The 19,378-nt window shown below is 36.8% G+C and carries 18 protein-coding genes; 11 read left to right on the plus strand and 7 right to left on the minus strand.

All coding sequences use genetic code 11. The features are described 5' to 3' along the window. Positions 1 to 632 precede the first annotated feature (632 nt). From ACSLUO_RS06470 to ACSLUO_RS06480, 3 genes are all read right to left on the minus strand, one after another. Entirely contained in the window at positions 633 to 1,919 is a 1,287-nt protein-coding gene (locus ACSLUO_RS06470) for an HlyC/CorC family transporter (protein ID WP_448247237.1), read from the minus strand. Positions 1,920 to 1,984: 65 nt separating this feature from the next. Beyond that, the gene (locus tag ACSLUO_RS06475) at positions 1,985 to 2,785 is read right to left on the minus strand and encodes a cytochrome C assembly family protein (protein WP_448247238.1); all 801 of its coding nucleotides are present in this window, start codon (positions 2,783 to 2,785) and stop codon (positions 1,985 to 1,987) included. Positions 2,786 to 2,898: 113 nt separating this feature from the next. Continuing rightward, complete coding sequence (locus ACSLUO_RS06480) at positions 2,899 to 4,008, minus strand: SO_0444 family Cu/Zn efflux transporter (RefSeq protein WP_448247240.1); 1,110 nt, start codon at positions 4,006 to 4,008, stop codon at positions 2,899 to 2,901. Between the two features lie 250 nt (positions 4,009 to 4,258). Between ACSLUO_RS06480 and ffh the strand changes: the two genes are divergently transcribed. The 7 genes from ffh to ppc all read left to right on the plus strand — a co-directional run bounded on the left by ffh (position 4,259) and on the right by ppc (position 11,283). After that, positions 4,259 to 5,641, plus strand: coding sequence for a signal recognition particle protein (gene ffh / locus ACSLUO_RS06485; RefSeq protein WP_448247242.1), 1,383 nt, complete (start codon positions 4,259 to 4,261; stop codon positions 5,639 to 5,641). A gap of 113 nt (positions 5,642 to 5,754) precedes the next feature. Further along, entirely contained in the window at positions 5,755 to 5,991 is a 237-nt protein-coding gene (locus ACSLUO_RS06490; RefSeq protein ID WP_448247244.1) for a hypothetical protein, read from the plus strand. Between the two features lie 441 nt (positions 5,992 to 6,432). After that, a complete protein-coding gene (gene rpsP / locus ACSLUO_RS06495) occupies positions 6,433 to 6,681 on the plus strand; it encodes a 30S ribosomal protein S16 (RefSeq protein WP_448247526.1) in 249 nt (82 codons plus the stop codon). A 33-nt stretch (positions 6,682 to 6,714) separates the two neighbouring features. After that, the gene (gene rimM, locus ACSLUO_RS06500; RefSeq protein ID WP_448247245.1) at positions 6,715 to 7,242 is read left to right on the plus strand and encodes a ribosome maturation factor RimM; all 528 of its coding nucleotides are present in this window, start codon (positions 6,715 to 6,717) and stop codon (positions 7,240 to 7,242) included. Between the two features lie 3 nt (positions 7,243 to 7,245). After that, complete coding sequence (gene trmD, locus ACSLUO_RS06505; protein ID WP_448247246.1) at positions 7,246 to 8,019, plus strand: tRNA (guanosine(37)-N1)-methyltransferase TrmD; 774 nt, start codon at positions 7,246 to 7,248, stop codon at positions 8,017 to 8,019. Between the two features lie 39 nt (positions 8,020 to 8,058). Next, positions 8,059 to 8,412 (plus strand): 50S ribosomal protein L19, encoded by a 354-nt coding sequence (gene rplS, locus ACSLUO_RS06510; RefSeq protein ID WP_448247248.1) that lies wholly within the window; start codon positions 8,059 to 8,061, stop codon positions 8,410 to 8,412. A gap of 243 nt (positions 8,413 to 8,655) precedes the next feature. Beyond that, positions 8,656 to 11,283 carry a phosphoenolpyruvate carboxylase gene (gene ppc, locus ACSLUO_RS06515; RefSeq protein WP_448247250.1) on the plus strand — a complete coding sequence of 876 codons (2,628 nt, stop codon included), beginning with the start codon at positions 8,656 to 8,658 and terminating at the stop codon, positions 11,281 to 11,283. A 74-nt stretch (positions 11,284 to 11,357) separates the two neighbouring features. On the opposite strand, the gene ACSLUO_RS06520 is transcribed toward ppc, so the two are convergent. The 3 genes from ACSLUO_RS06520 to ACSLUO_RS06530 all read right to left on the minus strand — a co-directional run bounded on the left by ACSLUO_RS06520 (position 11,358) and on the right by ACSLUO_RS06530 (position 12,359). Continuing rightward, positions 11,358 to 11,600 carry a DUF2798 domain-containing protein gene (locus tag ACSLUO_RS06520; protein WP_448247251.1) on the minus strand — a complete coding sequence of 81 codons (243 nt, stop codon included), beginning with the start codon at positions 11,598 to 11,600 and terminating at the stop codon, positions 11,358 to 11,360. A gap of 76 nt (positions 11,601 to 11,676) precedes the next feature. Next, positions 11,677 to 12,027, minus strand: coding sequence for a Fis family transcriptional regulator (locus ACSLUO_RS06525; protein ID WP_448247253.1), 351 nt, complete (start codon positions 12,025 to 12,027; stop codon positions 11,677 to 11,679). Positions 12,028 to 12,191: 164 nt separating this feature from the next. Beyond that, positions 12,192 to 12,359 (minus strand): hypothetical protein, encoded by a 168-nt coding sequence (locus tag ACSLUO_RS06530; RefSeq protein ID WP_448247255.1) that lies wholly within the window; start codon positions 12,357 to 12,359, stop codon positions 12,192 to 12,194. A 433-nt stretch (positions 12,360 to 12,792) separates the two neighbouring features. Here ACSLUO_RS06530 and ACSLUO_RS06535 point away from each other — a divergent pair, with 433 nt between their 5' ends. Both ACSLUO_RS06535 and ACSLUO_RS06540 read left to right on the plus strand, forming a co-directional pair. After that, positions 12,793 to 15,159, plus strand: a complete 2,367-nt coding sequence (locus tag ACSLUO_RS06535) for a PVC-type heme-binding CxxCH protein (protein WP_448247257.1) — start codon at positions 12,793 to 12,795, stop codon at positions 15,157 to 15,159. 112 nt (positions 15,160 to 15,271) lie between these two features. Then, positions 15,272 to 16,141: a 3-keto-disaccharide hydrolase gene (locus tag ACSLUO_RS06540; protein WP_448247259.1), complete on the plus strand. Its 870-nt coding sequence runs from the start codon at positions 15,272 to 15,274 to the stop codon at positions 16,139 to 16,141. A gap of 115 nt (positions 16,142 to 16,256) precedes the next feature. Here ACSLUO_RS06540 and ACSLUO_RS06545 read toward each other — a convergent pair whose 3' ends face one another. After that, on the minus strand, positions 16,257 to 17,093 hold the full coding sequence (locus ACSLUO_RS06545; protein WP_448247261.1) for a DeoR/GlpR family DNA-binding transcription regulator: 837 nt from the start codon (positions 17,091 to 17,093) through the stop codon (positions 16,257 to 16,259). 282 nt (positions 17,094 to 17,375) lie between these two features. On the opposite strand from ACSLUO_RS06545, the gene ACSLUO_RS06550 reads away from it, so the two are divergent. Both ACSLUO_RS06550 and ACSLUO_RS06555 read left to right on the plus strand, forming a co-directional pair. Next, entirely contained in the window at positions 17,376 to 18,770 is a 1,395-nt protein-coding gene (locus tag ACSLUO_RS06550; RefSeq protein WP_448247263.1) for an FGGY-family carbohydrate kinase, read from the plus strand. A 209-nt stretch (positions 18,771 to 18,979) separates the two neighbouring features. Next, a complete protein-coding gene (locus ACSLUO_RS06555) occupies positions 18,980 to 19,105 on the plus strand; it encodes a hypothetical protein (RefSeq protein WP_448247265.1) in 126 nt (41 codons plus the stop codon). The last annotated feature ends 273 nt before the right edge of the window (positions 19,106 to 19,378 follow it).

Raw genomic sequence — 19,378 nt, forward strand, 5'->3', positions numbered from 1 at the left:
TATAGAATTGCAGTCTGTACCGTATGGCGATATTTGTCAGTTGTTCTTGTGGCATGCCGTTTTTAGCTGATATTTAGCTGTCGCTTTAGTATTTTTCTAGTTTTAGCTAGTTTATCGTATACGCAGCTTTAGCAGAGTTATTTATTCCAAATAGAAGCGCTTTCGCTGACCGTTGAGTTTCAGTCAGTCATGCTCAGAATTGATTGTATTTTTTACTAAAATTAATATTTTTTGAACAAGTAAGCGTGAAATTTAAAGCACTTTGAAGATGTATTTTTTGTGCCAAAATAGTACGAAAAAAAATGTAAAATAATTGATAAAAATCGTTGCAAATCTGAAGGGCTATTCTTTATTGGTCTCGGATTTGTTATCCACAGATATTGTGGAAAATAAACTTTTACTTCTTGGTTTGTGTGTAAACCTGTGTATAAAGTTGGTCTGCTTATATATTATCCACAAAAAAAGACCTTGTATACCATGCGAACCATAGTGTACAAGGTCTGTAGCTGCTCTTACCAATTTGGGTTAAAGATATGTTAGTGCAATGTTAGGTTAATGTGATCTAGTGATCTATTTTTTGCCTGAGCAGTTTAAGAATTAATGGTCATTTATTCATTATTGCTCAATAGACTTTATTCAACCAAATGTTTAGTTTTAACGTAATAATCAGGCATCACGCGTACGGTTTGGATCATGTTGTCGCTAACTTCAATTATTTCAACAGGGTAACCTGCAATACGTAAACTTAATTTTGCTTGTGGTATATCTTCTAATATTTCTACAATTAAACCATTTAAGGTTTTAGGGCCATCCGTTGGGAAATGCCATGCCATTTCTTTGTTCATTTCGCGAATACTGACACCACCATCAACCAGTACACTACCATCAGGTTGAGGCTGAATTTCATCAGAAGGGGCTGGTGTCATGGTAGTAGTAAAGTCACCAACAATTTCTTCTAAGATATCTTCAAGTGTTACTAAGCCTTGAATATCACCGTATTCATCAACTACTAATCCTAAGCGCTCTTTGGCATCTTGGAATTTTAATAATTGCACGTTCAGTGATGTCCCTTCAGGAATAAAATACAGCTTTCGTACCGCGCGTAACAAACTCGCTTTGGTAAACTGATTTTTAGATAATAATTTTAAAGCGTCACGAACGTGAACATAACCGACTACATCATCAATATTGTCACGATAAAGTAATACGCGGGTATGGGTAGAATGGGTTAGTTGTTTTTGGATCAAACGCCAATCAGCATTAATATCAATACCTGAGAGCTCATTACGTGGGATCATAATGTCTTCAACGGTGACTTTTTCTAGATCAAGAATACTCATTAACATGCTTTGATCACGTTCATGAATTAGCGCGCTTGATTCAAAAACTACGGTTCTTAATTCTTCAGTGCTTAAGCTATGGTGCTCTGTTTGATCTTGGTTAATCCGTAATAATCGTAATATTCCATTGGTGATTGCGTTAGTTAAAAATACTAACGGGTATAACACCTTTAATAACAAGGTTAATAAAATTGAACTTGGAAAAGCGATTTTTTCAGGATACAAAGCCGCTAAGGTTTTTGGTGTTACCTCAGCAAAAATTAAGATCACTAAGGTTAAAATTAAGGTCGCATAAAATACACCAACATCGCCAAATAAACGCATACCAATAATGGTTGCGATAGCAGAAGCGGCAATATTCACTAAGTTGTTACCAATTAATATTAAACCAATTAGTTTATCAGGGTGGTTTAATAGTTTAGTAACCCGTTTGGCACCTTTATGGTTTTGTTTTTCAAGATGACGCAGCTTATAGCGGTTAAGCGACATCATACCGGTTTCAGAGCTAGAAAAATAAGCAGAAATAACTACTAATACGCCTAAGGCGATAAATAGCATGTTGGTTGATATGTCGTCCAAAAAAATGATCCTGTTTTCTTAAATTATGGCTGAGTAAACAGCAGGGGTTATTTATACATTAATTATCAAGCGATGAGAAATTCTTTCACAAATCGGCTACCAAAATAAGCTAACGTTAATATAGCCGTTGCTGTGGTAGTTAAAGTTAATACGCGATGACCGCGCCAACCTTGTTGGTAATGTCCCCATAATGTAATGACATAAATGAATAGGGCCACTAGAGATAATACTGTTTTGTGTAGTTGTGCTTTAGCAAAAAAATTATCGAGAAAAATTAAACCGATAGTTTCACTAGCAAATAAACTGATGGTACCCAAAGTTAAGATGATAAAGAGCTGATTTTCCACCTGCATTAGTGGTGGTAAGTGATTAACGGCGGATAAGTCTTTGCCCTTTAATTTACTATTAATGTATTTTACTTGAAAAGCATACAAGGTCGCGATCACCAAAATACAGTAAGCCACTAACGCCAAGGTAATATGGGTAACCATAATAAAGCTATTGGCTGATAAAACAATTTGATTCACCGGTGGAATAAATACCAGTAATAATTGCCACAAAGCGGCGAAGCCATAGGTAACAGGAAGTAATAAATTAATTTTAAATTTTAATGCAACTAAGGTTACTGTGCTGGTGATCACTAAACTTACCAAGGCAATAACATTTGGCAGGTTAAAGTTAATTTGCGCAGCAGAAAACAACTGTTGGCTTAACGAAAAGCTATGAGCAATAATTGCTAAACAACCAAAGCCGATAACTAACTTGATATTAGGTCCAAGCGGCGACAACAAACGCGTTAAAATTGCGAAAGTTGCAATAGCGTAAGCGACAAACGCAAATGTTGTGCTTGCGATAAACAAGTCCACGAAAATCTCCAAGATATAAATTTAACGATAAAACTAAGGCTTAAAACGGCTTAGTTTTATCTGAGCATTCGATTCTATCAGATTCGATTATTAACGCCATGTTTTGTAATGAATTAATGCAAAGGTTTAATGAATAAGTTGCGTATTGGTGAAATTGCTAAAAATAATAGTAATAAACTCGAAGCAACAGCAATAAAATCAGGCACTATTTCATGACTATGTTGCATGTGTTGATTAACATCAATCGCCCAAAAATTAACAAGATAATCCAATAAATAACCAAAAAATAATGCCGAAAGAATAACACCGGATAAATAACGATAAAGCGTACTTGCACCCATTTCTTTTTTTATCACGCCAAGCGTTGAAATATTCGTTGCTGGGCCAGCTAACATAAAGACAAGCGCAGTACCTGGTGAAATACCCGCTAATAAAAGGCCGGCAGCAATAGGTGTTGAAGCGGTGGCACAAATGTACATGGGAATGGAAATAACAATCATCACTAACATGGCCGCTAAACCGCTACCGTAATAGGTTAACCAAGCTAATGGCACAAAGGTTTTCACTAAGGTGGCGAACACTAAACCTATAACTAACCAGATAATTAAATCATCAATTAAACGTGTTGCCGCATACTGCATACCTTTTAATGATTTAGTTACCGCTGAAAGCGGCTTTGCTGCGCTGGTTGTCCCACAACAACTGGTTTTTACTTCGTTTACTTTACTTTTTTGGCTTGCGCAACATGAACTGCTGCTATTGTTGTTCGTTTGTTTTTCAGCAAGTTCTTCGGTCTTATCAAAGCTTACCAAAATCCCTGTAATGATGGCGGATGAGATAGCGGCAACCGGCCTAAATATGGCAAAAACAGGGCCTAACATGGCGTATGAAACGGTAATTGAGTCTACGCCAGTTTCAGGTGTCGCAACTAAAAATGAAGCGGTTGCTGACTTTGATGCGCCACTGCGTCTTAATTCCGCAGCAACAGGAATTACGCCACATGAACATAGTGGCAGCGGAGCACCAATAAAAGCGGCTTTAATAATAGCTAATTTACCATGACCAAGGTGATGACTTAAAATTTTAGCGGGTAACCAATACTTCATTAAACCGGCAATGAATAAACCTAATAATAACCACGGACTTGCTTCCATAGTTAAGTCAATAAAGTTATTGATAAGTAAAAGTATTGTTGCTGTAAAATTGTCCATCGAGTCTGTCATTAAATCATCACTCTTTATAAATCATCGCTTTTTAATTAAGCATTGCTCTATAGTAACAGCTGTTTTTCTGCTTGGTAAACAACTTATCAAAAGAATTCATCCCTTGAAATAATGATATTTCGCCTTATCTTACTAATTTATGCTTTCGCTTATTTTACCTAAGGTTATAATAGCGGCATATTGCAATTTTAAATTGCAGCTCGTTATCAATAATATATTGCATCCATTAATTTAATTTACTGAGTTATTCATGTTTGAAAATCTTTCTGATCGCTTAACCAAGTCGCTAAAAAACATTAGCGGTCGAGGTCGCTTAACCGAAGACAATATTAAAGATACTTTACGTGAAGTACGTATGGCTTTATTAGAAGCTGATGTAGCTTTACCTGTTGTTCGTGATTTTATCAAAAATGTTAAAGAGCGGGCCGTTGGGCAAGATGTTTCAAAAAGTTTAACGCCAGGGCAAGTGTTTGTAAAAATAGTTCAAAGTGAACTAGAAACTGCCATGGGTGAGGTTAACGAAGCATTAGACTTGAAAGCCGTGCCACCGGCAATTGTGTTAATGGCAGGTTTACAAGGTGCAGGTAAAACCACCTCGGTGGCTAAGCTCGCTAAATTCTTAAAAACTCGTGAAAAGAAAAAAGTGCTTGTAGTAAGTGCTGATGTTTATCGTCCAGCAGCTATTAAGCAACTTGAAACCTTAGCAAGTGAAGTTGAGGTTGAGTTTTTCCCAAGTGATATTAGCCAAAAACCGATTGATATTGCTAATGCTGCCATTGCCCATGCAAAAAAACAATTTCACGATGTGGTGATTGTTGATACTGCCGGTCGTTTACATGTTGATGATGACATGATGAGCGAAATCAAAGATCTTCATAGTGCAATTAACCCAGTAGAAACCTTATTTACTGTTGATGCAATGACAGGGCAAGATGCGGCTAACACAGCAAAAGCATTTAACGATGCTTTACCGTTGACTGGTGTTATCTTAACTAAAACGGATGGTGACGCCCGTGGTGGTGCAGCCTTATCTATTCGTCATATTACCGGTAAACCTATTAAATTTATGGGTGTCGGTGAAAAAACAGATGCGTTAGAAGCTTTTCATCCTGATCGTATTGCCTCTCGTATTTTGGGCATGGGTGATGTTTTATCTCTGATCGAAGAAGTTGAGCAAAAAGTTGATCGTAAACAAGCTGAAAAATTAGCGAAAAAAGTTAAATCAGGAAAAGGGTTTGATTTAGAAGATTTTCGTGATCAGTTGGTACAAATGAAAAACATGGGCGGCATGATGGGCTTAATGGATAAATTACCGGGTATGGGTAATATGTCTGAGCAAGTTAAAGGTCAAATGGATGATAAAATGACCGGTCGTATGGAAGCCATTATTAACTCTATGACACCTGCAGAACGTCAACGTCCTGATATTATTAAAGGTTCTCGTAAGCGTCGTATTGCTAACGGTTCAGGTACCCAGATACAAGACGTAAATAAATTATTAAAACAATTTATGCAAATGCAAAAAATGATGAAAAAAATGTCAGGTAAAGGTGGCATGCAAAAAATGATGCGTAGCATGAAAGGCATGATGCCTCCAGGCATGGGCGGTGGCGGCGGTATGTTTGGCCGTTAATACAAGAAATTTGTTATTCAAACAAATTAAAAAATAATAAAATAAAAAGGTAGCTGTTATTTAGTAATAAATAAGCTACCTTTTTATTAGACGTTTTAAAAATTGAGTATTTTATGGCACAAACAAAAGATATTATTAGCCAAGCAGATATTGATAAATTACTGCATATTAATGAGTTTATTGAACAGCAAGAAAATAACTCATTAGTGAGTGAGCTTAAACAAGCCATTCTAAACTCAGGCAAGTTAGAGTTAAGCCAATGGCAGGCGTTACGTAGCCATATTCAGGAAATAGAAGAACTTATCCCTCATATTGATTTAATTATTAAGCTAAAAAAAGAAAGTAGTTAACCCGAACTCGGGGTAACAACTTGCTTTCTAGCAGCTGTTTTTCCTTATTACTGCGTTAAATTTGATTGCAATACGCCCCATGGATGGGGAAGGTAGAGCGACGTTTGAACTAAAGCCGAGGCTCGTTATTGACGCTCAAATTTGCCTTGTACTTTTGCCCTGTAATAAGAAAAAACATCAAGCTAGAATAGGTGTAGTATCAAAAGTATTTGAGTTTTATATTGTTAGCTAATTTCTTACTCCAAACTCAGGTTAGTTAAATTCCCCACTAATTGTGTTTTATCAACTAGCGGTTGAATCAAGTAAAGTACTTGGTTTAACTGCCCTATATTATACTTGCTTTATTTATTAAAAAGCGTAGAATACGCGGGCTTTTCTGTCGCCTAGGCGATGGAAGTGTCTGGAAAATTCGTATTAACATTTAAACAAATAGAGGACGATATGGTTACCATTCGTTTAGCTCGTGGTGGCGCTAAAAAGCGTCCATTCTATCAGGTAGTAGTAGCTGATAGTCGTAATTCTCGTGACGGTCGTTTCATCGAGAAAATTGGTTTTTTTAATCCTACAGCTCAAGGTCAAGCTGAACGTTTACGTTTAGACTTAGATCGTATCAACCACTGGGTTGGTCAAGGCGCTGGTTTATCTGACCGTGTAGCTAAGTTAGTTAAAGACGCGCAAGCGGCTGCTTAATTAATTGTACAATTTTGTACTTAGGAGCCAAAAGTGAGTGGTGTGGAAAAATTAACCCTTGGTAAAGTAGGCGCAGTTTACGGCATTAAAGGTTGGTTAAAGATTCATTCATTTACTGATGATCCTGAAGCTATATTTGACTATGCACCTTGGTCGTTAAATTTAGGTGAAAAATCACAATCAGCAAATGTTACTGATTGGCGCAGACATAATAATGGCTTAATTGCTAAAGTTGCTGGCATTGACGATCGAGATCAAGCACAAAGCTTGGTTGGTTTTGAAATATCAGTACGCCCAGAAGAATTACCAGAATTGCCGGAAGGTGAGTTTTACTGGAAAGACTTAATGGGTATGCAAGTTATCACCTCTAATGGTTATGACTTGGGTGTGGTTTCCGACATGATGGAAACCGGTGCTAATGACGTATTGGTTGTGAAGGCAAATTTTAATGACGGTTTTGGTAAAAAAGAGCGTTTAATTCCGTATCTTTTAGACCAAGTTGTTCTTAACGTTAGCCAAGAAAATAAACAAATTGAAGTTGACTGGGACCCAGGTTTCTAACTTGTGAGTGACAATAAATTATGGATTGGGGTGATCAGCCTTTTTCCAGAAATGTTTGACGCAATAACCGAGTATGGGGTGACTGGCCGAGCGATTCGTAATGGGTTAATTGAATTTCACACGTGGAATCCAAGAGACTTTACCCATGATAAGCATCGTACTGTGGACGACCGACCTTACGGCGGCGGACCAGGGATGTTAATGATGGTTCAACCATTGCGAGATGCTATTCATGCAGCGCGACAAGCGGCTGAAGTGGATGGTAAAAAAGCGAAGGTTATTTATATGTCACCGCAGGGACGTAAGTTAAGCCAAGCGGGTGTTTGTGAATTATCACAGTCGGATCGTCTGATATTAATTGCCGGACGATACGAAGGAATAGACGAGCGTATCATTCAATCTGAAATAGATGAAGAATGGTCAATCGGCGATTATGTGTTAAGTGGCGGTGAATTACCGGCAATGACCTTAATCGACGCAGTAGCACGGTTTATTCCTGGTGTATTAGGACATCAACAATCAGCTGAGCAGGATTCATTTTCTGACGGCTTATTAGATTGTCCACATTACACTAGGCCAGAAGTACTTGAAGACGCTTCTCCAGAAGCACAATCAGTACCTAAGGTTTTATTAAGTGGTGATCATGAAAAAATTCGACAATGGCGGCTATTTAAGTCATTAGAAAGAACATGGACCAGAAGACCAGAACTTTTAACTGACCTAGCTCTGACAGCTGAGCAAGAGCAGATGTTACTGAAAATTAAAAACAGTAACTAATTTGTTTCACCAGACTGTGAACTCTAGGAAGAAGGTATTATGAGCAATATTATTGATCAGCTCGAAAAAGAGCAAATGAAAACTGACGTACCAGCATTCGCACCATCGGATACGGTTGTGGTACAAGTAAAAGTTAAAGAAGGTGATAAAGAACGTCTTCAAGCGTTTGAAGGTGTTGTAATCGCTATTAAAAACCGTGGCTTACATTCTGCATTCACTGTTCGTAAAATTTCGAACGGTGTTGGTGTTGAGCGTGTATTCCAGACACATAGCCCATTAGTTGACTCAATTGCAGTTAAACGTCGCGGTGACGTACGTCAAGCTAAACTTTACTATCTTCGTGACCTTTCTGGTAAGAAAGCACGTATCAAAGAGAAGTTGGGTAAAAAGTAAGTTAAACCTTACTTTATTTAGCTTAGAAAAAAGCCTGAACAATGAAAGTTGTTCAGGCTTTTTTGATCGTGGCGATAAGTTAAGTTTTCTGTCAAAGTAGCTAGCGTTAGGTTTGCAATATTTCAGCTAAATTTTGATAAACTTTAATTGTTAGATGTAATTGTATTCTATTGGTTAAGCCCCATATACTAAGCTTATGGTTCTTTAGCAAATTGTTAAGACTAATTTTTACGGAGTATAAAAATGCAAAAAGGCATTGATGATTCATTTATCGACATGGTGCGTTATTTAGGTAGTGAGCTTGGTTATATTATTCAAGAGCATTTAGGTGATGAATGGTTGGATAAAATTGAAAGTATCCGTAAACAAGGACGAAAGTCTTCTGAAGGTGATAGCCAAAGTACGGATAAATTACAGCAAGCGTTTAAAGCGATGTCGAATGATGAGCTTTTAACAATTGGCCGTGCTTTTTCACAGTTTTTAAATTTAGCTAACCTAGCTGAGCAAGAAAATACGGTAGCTAATTGTTTTGATCAAGACCCGCTCAATGATTTTTTTGATAAATTAAAAAGTAAGCCCGCAACGGAAATGAGTTTAGCGCAAGCGGTTGATAAATTATCAATAGAATTAGTATTAACGGCACATCCTACAGAAGTTACGCGTCGAACCTTAATCTATAAATATGCACGTTTAGCTGAATGTCTGTCAGAATTACATGTAGATAATTTAACTGAAGAACAACGTGAAAAAATTGAAGCACGTATTGCTGAATTGATCAGCCAAGCATGGCATACCGATGAAATAAGGGTTGAAAGACCAACGCCGGTAGATGAAGCACAGTGGGGCTTTTCTGTTATTGAAAGTTCTCTATGGCAAGCTGTACCTGATTTTATTCGTAAATTTGATAAACAATTATCAAACGAATTTAACATCAGCTTACCGTTAAATTCTAACCTTGTGCGTTTTGGCTCTTGGATGGGGGGAGATCGTGATGGCAACCCTTTTGTTACCTCTAAAGTTACCGAAAAAGTATTACTATTAGCTAAACAGCGCGCAACACAGTTATTTTTAAACGATGTTGAAAAGCTTTATATCGAACTGTCAATGGAAGATTGCTCAGACGATCTTCGTCAGCAAGTAGGTGATGATCGCGAACCGTATCGAGCAATATTAGGCGATTTAAAAGCCAAATTAATCAAAACGTATGACGGTATTGAAGCTTATTTACAAGGCCAAACGTCAAATATTGTTGTCGGTATTGAAAATCAGGTCGATTTAACCGAGCCGTTAGAATTATGTTATCACTCATTGTTAAGCCAAGGCATGAGTGGTATTGCCAATAGCTTATTGTTAGATACCATTCGCCGTGCTTATTGTTTTGGCATTAATTTATTAAAACTTGATATTCGCCAAGACTCTGATCGTCACGCGGATGTTTTTAGTGAATTAACTCGTTATTTAGGTATTGGTGATTACAGTGAATGGTCAGAGCAAGACAAACAAGCCTTTTTATTACGAGAACTAAACTCTAAACGACCACTTATTCCTCGTAATTGGCAGCCTTCTGACGAAGTTAAAGAAGTACTCGCTAGCTGCCAAGTTGTTGCCCAACAGAACCAAGAAGCCTTAGGTATTTATATTATATCAATGGCGCGTAAGCCCTCTGATGTTTTAGCTGTACATTTGTTATTACAAGAGTCAGGTATTTCTTGGCCAATGCCAGTAGCACCATTATTTGAAACCTTAGATGACTTAAACAATGCTCACGACAGCATGAGCCAATTATTAGCGATAGATTGGTACCGTGGTTTTATCCAAAGTCATCAGTACGTGATGATAGGTTATTCTGATTCCGCGAAAGATGCTGGCGCCTTAGCAGCAGGTTGGGCACAGTATCAATCTCAAGAGTCATTAGTAGCGTTAGCTGAAAGTTACAATGTTTCTTTAACTTTATTCCATGGTCGTGGAGGTACGATTGGCCGTGGTGGTTTACCGGCTTATGGTGCCATATTCTCACAACCGCCAGGCTCTTGTTTAGGTGGTTTACGAGTGACAGAGCAAGGTGAAACCATTCGCTATAAGTTTGGTACTGAGCCATTGGCACAACATAGCTTTTCACTGTATGCCAGTGCAATATTAGAAGCGTTAATGTTACCACCACCGGCACCAAAACAAGCTTGGCGTGATGTTATTACAGCGATGGCAAATGATGCTTGTGATAATTATCGCGCTATTGTACGTGATGATCCTAATTTTGTTGCTTATTTCCGTGCCGCAACACCTGAGCTAGAGTTGTCTAAGCTCCCATTAGGTAGCCGTCCATCTAAGCGTAAACCTAATGGTGGCGTTGAAAGTTTACGTGCTATTCCTTGGATTTTTGCTTGGGCACAAAATCGTTTGGTACTGCCTGCATGGTTAGGTGTTATGAAAGCTTTTCAAGTGGCGTTAGATAATGATCATGAAAAAATCATGAAAGAAATGATGAATGAATGGCCATTTTTTGCTTCACGGTTATCTATGCTTGAAATGGTATTTATGAAAGCCAATCAACAAATTGCCGCTAAATATGATGAAAAATTAGTGCCAGATGATTTACGCTATTTTGGTGAAAATTTACGAACAGAGTTAGCACAAAGTCAGCAATTATTATTGCGTTTGTTAGGTCAAACCGAAGTGATGGCTAAGGATGTTTCAGGTAAAGAATCAATGAATATTCGCTCAGGATATTTAGAGCCGTTGCACCTAATCCAAATGGAACTTTTACAACGAGCACGCCATGCAGGTAGTGATGCGCCATTAGAAGTGAGCATGGAGCGAGCGTTAATGGTTAGTATTGCTGGTATTGCGACAGGTTTACGTAATACAGGTTAAATAGTTAATTAGGTTCACTTTAACAGAAAACCAGCATTAGTGATTTCACTGATGCTGGTTTTTTATTTTCAGTATTAAGGTTTTGTCTCAGGCTCTTTTGTTAATACTAATTCTACGAGCTTAAAAACGATAGGTGATACTAAGATGATGGTTGGAAAAGCAATAGTAAAAGCAAAGCCCCAAGCTTTTAGCCAAATAAACAAAATTCCGTCAATAAAGCCTAAATTAAAAATACTAATAACAAAAGACATAATGCCTGACATTAAAAAAGACATAAAAAATGAAAAAACAAGGCGGTGATATTTACGTGCGATCATAGAGATAACTTCTTTTTTGTATTATTGCTAACTTAGTTTTAGCAGACTTAGCGAATTTAGTTATTCCGAATTCAAGTTAGTTATTGTTTAATCGGCTCGCCCAATTGCCATTATGTTCAAAAGAACATGCTTCTTCACTATCATAAAAAATATGACGATTGATATTTTTTAGCTTGATATTGATGCTGGCAAGTTCAGTTTGAATGTGTGAGTTCAGTTTTTGTTGATTTTTGCTATCAGCGTTAAAGAGCGCAAGATTCGCTTTGGTGTCAAACACACAAATAATTTTTAACGTGTTTTCTACCTTAGGGTATTGAACTAAGTGAGTTAACCACTGAAAGCCAGTCAGTTCTTTGAGGGCGTTTTCACAAACCTGAGTTAGCGCAGCGATGAGCTGTTGCTCAATTTTTTTATCTGTTTTTCTCATATTATTGTTTGTTACTTTTTTGTATTAATAAAATCTTCGTAAGGATGAATATATCATATTAATTCAAGAGCAAGAGCGGATAACAAAGAAAAATAAAAATGACGAGAGTAAGAAGAATAATGACTACGAATAAACGTTACCTCATGTGAGGTAACGCTATTAAATTACGCTTGGTAGAGCCAAGCTAAAAAACACTTTGAATCGTTTACATTGGTAAACTTGATTAATTTGCTACCACTTTGATCAGTAATAACCACATTGCGTTTATTTACTGAAATGGAGCTGATCGGCGATTGTATTGAATACACCTGACCATGGTATGTATAAGACATAATAAAACTCTTTTTAGTGCGCTTAAGCGCATGAACTAGAAAAGCTATATTATTGTACGGAAAAACTTTTGATATATAACTACATCAATTTTAACGAGATTTTCTTGAAACTCAGACAATAATTTAAGCTTAATATTTTTGAGTGATGACTAACTGTGAAAGGGAAAGGCAAAACACGATAATGACAATCTATAAAACTATATTATAAAAATATGATTGGCACATCGGTTAAATAAACAAGATAAGAATAATTAACGGGTTGAGTATATACAGGCCAGATTAATAAGTAAACAAGTTAAATTATTTAAAGAAAACTAAATTTAAATCTAAATCAATCATAGTCAATCGTGTTTTGTTGATAAATAATCTTGATTGGTTAGAATGCATCAACGATAAATTACGTATTATGCGTATAACTTAGGTCATAAAAAATATGAAAGTGTTTTCTGTGTTGTCTTCGCTGCTACTATTGAGCAGTACTTTCAGCTTTACTTCTTTGGCAAATGAACAAACAACCGCTGTGGTAAAAAAGAGCCCTGGTGATCGACCAAATGATGTTATGGAAGAGGTTGTTCCTAAAGAGTTAATACCCAAAGCTCCTATCTTAACTATTGAGCAAGCGCTTGAATCATTTCATGTTCATCAAGATTTTGAATTACAAGTGGTAGCCAAAGAGCCGTTAATATTTGACCCTATCATTATTGAGTATGATGCTGCTGGCCGTGTTTGGGCGGTAGAAATGACGACTTTTATGCCGGATGTTGAAGGTAATAATGAATTTCTAAAACAAAGCCAAATAGTGGTTTTAACTGACACCAACAATGACGGTGAAATGGACAAACGCCAAGTAGTGGTTGAAAAAATTGTGTTACCACGCGCTTTTGCTTTTATTGATAAAGGTATTTTATGGGCAGACAACGAAAGTTTGTTTTTTAGTGAGCTAAGTGAAAAAGACGGTGAATTTACTCATGTAAAAACGGAGATGGTAGATAAAACTTATGCTAAGGGCGGTAACCTTGAACATAAAACTAATGGTTTATTATTTAATTTAGATAATTGGTACTACAGTGCTAAATCAGATAAACGCTATCGTGCTTATCCTTTAACGGCGAATATTCCAAGCGATAGTAAAGAAATTTATCGTAATAACTACTGGAAAATGGTGCGAGCAAAAAGTGAATTTCGTGGTCAATTTGGTTTAAGCCAAGATGATTATGGTCGTTTGTATTTTAATCATAATTCAACACCTTTACAGACAACGTCTTTTTTACCGAATATTGCCCAACGTAACAAAAAGCATAAATTCCCTCCTACTTTATTAAAGCAGGCAGTAGGTACTACTGATGTTTATCCTGTACGTGTTAACCCAGGGATTAACCGAGGTTATCAACGTTCAAATTATCGTGAAGATTTTAGTTTAAAAAATCATACAGCTGCTTGTGGGCCACTAATTTATCGCGGTGATCAGTACCCAGCTGAATATTACGGTATTGGTTTAGTACAAGAGCCAGCAGGTAATTTAATTAAAGCGAATAAACTTGTTGAAAAAAATGGTGTAGTGACGGGGTCAAATCTGTTCGACAAGCAAGAAATTGTTGCTTCAACTGATGAACGTTTCAGACCTGTTAATGCCCGTAATGCGCCTGATGGAACGATTACTTTGGTTGATTTTTATCATGGCATACTTCAACACCGTACCTTTTTAACCAGTTATTTAGCGGATCAAATTAAACAACGTGACTTAGAGCGTAATCGCCATATTGGTCGTTTATATCGTTTAAAATATAAAAATTCACCTTTATCTAAGGTTGACTATTTAGATGGTTTATCAGCGATTGAATTAGTGCCTTTTTTAGCTCATAGCAATGGTTGGCATCGTGATATGGCGCAACAGTTACTTGTGATGAAACAGGATCACTCGGCTGTACCAGCGTTAACGGAAATGGCAAAAAATCATGATAACCATCTTGCGCAAATCAAAGCATTATGGACCTTAGAGGGCCTTGGTGTTGTTGAGTTAGCAACATTATCACAAGCGGCTGAAAATGCTCATAGCCAAGTTAAGCAAAGTGCTTATCGTTTAGCTGAGTTCTTAGCGCCGTCAGCAGATGTTAATCAATGGTTGTTAGCGCAAGCAAGACATGTAGATCAGTTTGCTGCTAATGCGTTAGTTTTTGCTCTTGCTCGTCATCAAGTGTGGTCAGGTATGTCGATTATTGTTAATCAGTTTGGTGTTAACGACTTTGTCATTGCAAGTTTAGCAGAGCAAGAACTTAACTTTTTAAATGCTCAAGGCAAGCAAGGTGTTTTAGCTGTATCACAAACAACGGTAGATCGCATTCTTGCTGTGGCAAATTTCCAAACCAAAGAAAAAGTAAAAAAAGCACTAACGCCTGCAATGAAAGCAAGCTTTGAACGTGGTAAAGCGATGTATCATGGTGAAGTTGGATGTTTTGGTTGTCATGGTGCAGATGGTGATGGCAACGCTATTATTCCACCTGTTAACAACAGTGAATGGGTAACGGGGGCTGAACAAAGATTAATTGCTATTTTATTACATGGTTTTACAGGGCCAATAACGGTTAATAAACAAAAGTTTAATTCACCAATGACGATGCCAGGTTTAGACAATAACAATACCATTGATGATCAAGATTTAGCCGATATTGCGACTTATATCCGTAATGAATGGCAAAATAGTGCTAGCCCAATCACACCTGAAATGGTTAGTAAAATACGGAGAAAAACAAAAACTCAAACCTCTCCATATACTCAAGAGTCCATAAAAGCACTCGATTAAAGCTCTCGATTAAAACCAGAGATAAATAGAGTCATCTATTAAAGCACTAACTAACTAGCTAAAGTTACTTAGTGCTTTTTTATCAGCATAAAAAACAAGGATAAAAAATAACATGCAGCAATTCACGACTATCGCTAAAACGGGGATGATCTCACTCGCTTTTTTGCTATCAAGTTGCAGTGCAATGCACAAGAATAGCGGTTGGCAGCCATTGTTAGATAAAAACTTAAGTCAATGGGAAGTGTGGATGGGGGTACCGCATAAATCTGTAACGGGCTTACCTGAGGGTACTTACCAAGCGGATAACTTAAAAACCAACATTGGCTCAGGAATGGGGTTAGATAACGATGTTAAACAAGTGTTTACTGTGATTGAGGAGGCAGGCCAGCCCGTATTAAAAATTACCGGTGAAATTTATGGAGGCTTAACAACCTTAAAAAATTATCAAAACTACCATTTTAGGACCCAATTTAAATGGGGTGAGCAAAAGTGGGCACCACGTTTAACGGCAAAACGAGACAGCGGTATATTATTTCATTGTCGTGGTGAACACGGTGTTTTTTGGAATGTTTGGAAAGCTTGCCAAGAGTTTCAAATTCAAGAAACAGATATTGGCGACTATATACCATTAGCAGGTCCTGCTGCTCAGGTGCGTAGTGAAAAAATGGCAAAACTTTATCAATATAACCCTGACATGCCAGCGCGTTTAACTAAAGGTTATACTATGGCAAGTAAAGAGCTTGATGCTCCGCATGGTCACTGGAACACCTTAGATTTATATGCGGTTAATGATATGGCAGTATTTGTTGTTAATAACGAAGTGGTCATGGTGATTGAGGGTTCTATTAACAATGCTGGTAAAAAGCTTGATTCAGGGCAAATTCAAATTCAATCTGAGGGAGCTGAATTATATTATCGTCAGATGAAAATTAGAGAAATAACCCGATTACCTATGAATATACAACAACAGGCTGGGTTATAAAATGTACAAGGACTAAATTTCTGTACAAGGATCAAACACCGGAGATAAAAAAAGTACTCAAATGAGTACTTTTTTTATCTATTAGTAATATCAAATTTATTGTTAAACGGTAGCTTTAATCTTCATCAACTGCTTCAACAACAATCACTTCAATATCATGACTTTCAAAATATTTAATTAATTCAGGCTCAGCGTTAGAGTCTGTAATTAAGATATCAACTTCAGAGAGTGGGCAAAAGATGAAGTTGCTACGTTTACCTAATTTAGTGCTATCCGCTAAAATAACCAGTTTTTCAGTTTGTTTTTTTAACTTTTGCTCAGAGCGTATTAATAGTGGATCAGACTCCATCACACCAAACTCACCAATACCCGGTGTTCCCATGAACATCATAGCGCCATGATAGTACTCTGTACTGTCTTTTTCGTAAGAGCTAAGAATAATACCTTGTTCACGGTAAATCTCACCACCAGGTAGTGTTACCTGATTATCACTGTTTTCAGTAATATAGTTAGCTAACACAAACGAGTTAGTTAATATGTTCAATTGTAAGGCACATAAATACTCGCCCATCATGTAAGTTGAGCTACCACCATTGATGATAATAGAATCACCATTTTGACAAAGCTCAACTGCTCTTTTAGCGATTAATCGCTTAGTGGTTGGACGTTTGTTTTTATCAACAATAAATGCCGAGCTAGAAATATGCTTTTTCTTCGGTGAACCATTAACAGATTCAGCACCACCACGGATCTTTTTAATTTCTCCGCGAGCAGACATTTTAGTAATATCGCGACGAATGGTTGCTTCTGAAGCGCTTAACTTTTCAGTTAAACTACGAACACTGGCAAATTGCTGTTGATCTAAAATATCTTTAATCAATTGCTGTCTATGTTTTTCTAACATTGGTAAACTATTTCCCTTGAGCGAGGCATTTTCTAGCAGATTATTCATATTTTATCTATTTATTTTATTATATACAATTACATAATACGTTAGCATATATTGATTAAAAAAGACAAATTTTGACTTCTAATTGTTGTTTTTTGGCTGTAAGGCGAATAAAAATAAAGGATTTATGAATCACGCTTTTAGAGTAACACTAATAAATACCGCTAAAATATCGACTAATTAAATTGAAAAATAAATTTATTGCGAATACTTGTGATTGATATTGATTATTTTTGTTATTTTGCTTAATCTAGCGCAATAATTTTACTAGGCTAGCTATATAGTATGACTAACACTCCAGTACCTAAAAATATTCTTATTATTGATATTGGTAAAACCCATATCAAACTTTATGTTTTAAATGCGGATTATGAAGCCGTTTTTTCAAAAGAAGCCGACAATGTTGTTGATACATCAGGTAACTACCCAATGGTTGATGTTGACTTCCTTTGGCAGTGGGTTACTTCAGGTATAAAAGAAGCGACAGCTAAGTTTGTTATTTCAGCTATGACGGTAACCACCCACGGCGCTACTGCTGCTCTTATTAATAGTGAAGCGCAAAACTTAGTGCTGCCAATTTTAGACTATGAATATACCGGTATTGATGAGCTAAACGATGAATACCAAATAGTTAAGCCTGACTTTAATGAAACTTATTCACCTGATTTACCTGCTGGCTTAAATTTAGGTAAACAGCTATTTTGGCTACAAAAGAAGTATCCAGAAGCTTTTGCTAAAACAACGGATATTTTAATGTATCCGCAATATTGGGCGTGGCGCTTAACTGGGCAAAAAGTCTCAGAAATCACGTCATTAGGCTGTCATACCGATTTATGGTCAATGGATGATTGGGGTTATTCGTCATTAGTTAAGCAAAAAGGCTGGCAAAATTTATTTCCAACCGTTGTACCGGCATGGGAGCCGGTCGGTTGTGTACTGCCAGATTTAGCAAAAGAATTAGGCTTGCCAGAAGATTGTCAAATCCATGCAGGTATTCATGATAGTAATGCTAGCTTTTTACGTTATCGCTTAAGTCAGAATGATGCACCATTCACGGTTATTTCTACCGGTACTTGGACGATCACTATGGCGGCCAATGTGGCGTTAAATGCGTTAATGCCAAATCAAGATATGTTAGCGAATATTGACGCAACAGGTAAACCGATTGCTTGTGGTCGCTTTATGGGCGGTCGAGAGTTTGACACCATTTGTCAATTAACGGGAGCTCAAGTTTCCGATCCTTATGACTTATCTGATATTGAAAGCATTATTGAACAAGACATTTATATTTTACCTGATTTTAGCGGTGGTAGTGGGCCATTTGGTGCACGCGAAGGTGAAATCATTGGTGATGTATCAAAAATCAAAGGCGTTGCGTTAGCCTCGTTGTATTGTGCATTAATGATTGATTACCAACTAGAGCAATTAGCGGCTCAAGGTGACATCTATATTGAAGGTGTGTTACTTAAAAACCCACAATTATGTTCATTGCTTGCACAATTAAGAACAGCACAAAAAGTAAACCTTTCAACTGATACAACGGGTACGGTGCAAGGTGCGGCTTGTTTAACTAATTGGCATGGTGCTGATTGCCAAGTTAACACGGTTGCGGTTGATGCTAGCCAAGTTGCAGGTTTAGCTGCTTATAAACAAGCATGGCTTAAGCGGTTAGCTAGCTAATATATAAACTTTTAAAATAAAAAGGTGATTTTGGATCACCTTTTTATTTTATTATTCAGTCCTTACTCTCCACATTTTCCTACAGATTAAAACTCAATAGATAACAAAAACCTTCATAATTAGGCGGATTGAAACGGCTTTGTTTTAGGGTCTGTTGCTCTTTGTTTATATTTTCAGCAATAGGCTATTTTAAGTGGTAGCAAAGCAGAATGAACGTTGTTTGGTTGTTCCAAATGAGTGAAATTCTAATGCAGCTAACGCAAAAAATAGCCATTGCCCTGTGGGCTGAGGCTAAAATCGCTTTACTCGGCGTTAAAAATTATTGGTTTAGATGACTAAACGACATAATTTCAGCCTTGATTAAAACGATTTTATCTCTCAGCTGAATTATTAAACAAAGATAAACAGACCCTAGTGGTTATTTTATTCAATATGAATCATATTTAAATCATAAATAAACAAATAATGTTTATTTTTAATCTTTTTTAATTTTTATACTTTATTTTCAGGTGGTTATGGTTTTTATGCAGTGGTTCACTGTTAGTTGAAAAGTTTATAATTTAGCTTTTTTGCCTGTGGTTAAGGCAATAGATATCTCTCTAAGTGCC

This window comes from Thalassotalea agariperforans, assembly GCF_053470345.1.

What these genes read in the sequence shown, in the direction of transcription:
- ACSLUO_RS06480 (WP_448247240.1), bottom strand. Translation starts at nt 4,008, where the DNA reads ATGACAGACTCGATGGACAATTTTACAGCAACAATACTTTTACTTATC.
- ffh (WP_448247242.1), top strand. Translation starts at nt 4,259, where the DNA reads ATGTTTGAAAATCTTTCTGATCGCTTAACCAAGTCGCTAAAAAACATT.
- ACSLUO_RS06490 (WP_448247244.1), top strand. Translation starts at nt 5,755, where the DNA reads ATGGCACAAACAAAAGATATTATTAGCCAAGCAGATATTGATAAATTA.
- rpsP (WP_448247526.1), top strand. Translation starts at nt 6,433, where the DNA reads ATGGTTACCATTCGTTTAGCTCGTGGTGGCGCTAAAAAGCGTCCATTC.
- rplS (WP_448247248.1), top strand. Translation starts at nt 8,059, where the DNA reads ATGAGCAATATTATTGATCAGCTCGAAAAAGAGCAAATGAAAACTGAC.
- ppc (WP_448247250.1), top strand. Translation starts at nt 8,656, where the DNA reads ATGCAAAAAGGCATTGATGATTCATTTATCGACATGGTGCGTTATTTA.
- ACSLUO_RS06520 (WP_448247251.1), bottom strand. Translation starts at nt 11,600, where the DNA reads ATGATCGCACGTAAATATCACCGCCTTGTTTTTTCATTTTTTATGTCT.
- ACSLUO_RS06525 (WP_448247253.1), bottom strand. Translation starts at nt 12,027, where the DNA reads ATGAGAAAAACAGATAAAAAAATTGAGCAACAGCTCATCGCTGCGCTA.
- ACSLUO_RS06530 (WP_448247255.1), bottom strand. Translation starts at nt 12,359, where the DNA reads ATGTCTTATACATACCATGGTCAGGTGTATTCAATACAATCGCCGATC.
- ACSLUO_RS06535 (WP_448247257.1), top strand. Translation starts at nt 12,793, where the DNA reads ATGAAAGTGTTTTCTGTGTTGTCTTCGCTGCTACTATTGAGCAGTACT.
- ACSLUO_RS06540 (WP_448247259.1), top strand. Translation starts at nt 15,272, where the DNA reads ATGCAGCAATTCACGACTATCGCTAAAACGGGGATGATCTCACTCGCT.
- ACSLUO_RS06545 (WP_448247261.1), bottom strand. Translation starts at nt 17,093, where the DNA reads ATGAATAATCTGCTAGAAAATGCCTCGCTCAAGGGAAATAGTTTACCA.
- ACSLUO_RS06550 (WP_448247263.1), top strand. Translation starts at nt 17,376, where the DNA reads ATGACTAACACTCCAGTACCTAAAAATATTCTTATTATTGATATTGGT.
- ACSLUO_RS06555 (WP_448247265.1), top strand. Translation starts at nt 18,980, where the DNA reads ATGAACGTTGTTTGGTTGTTCCAAATGAGTGAAATTCTAATGCAGCTA.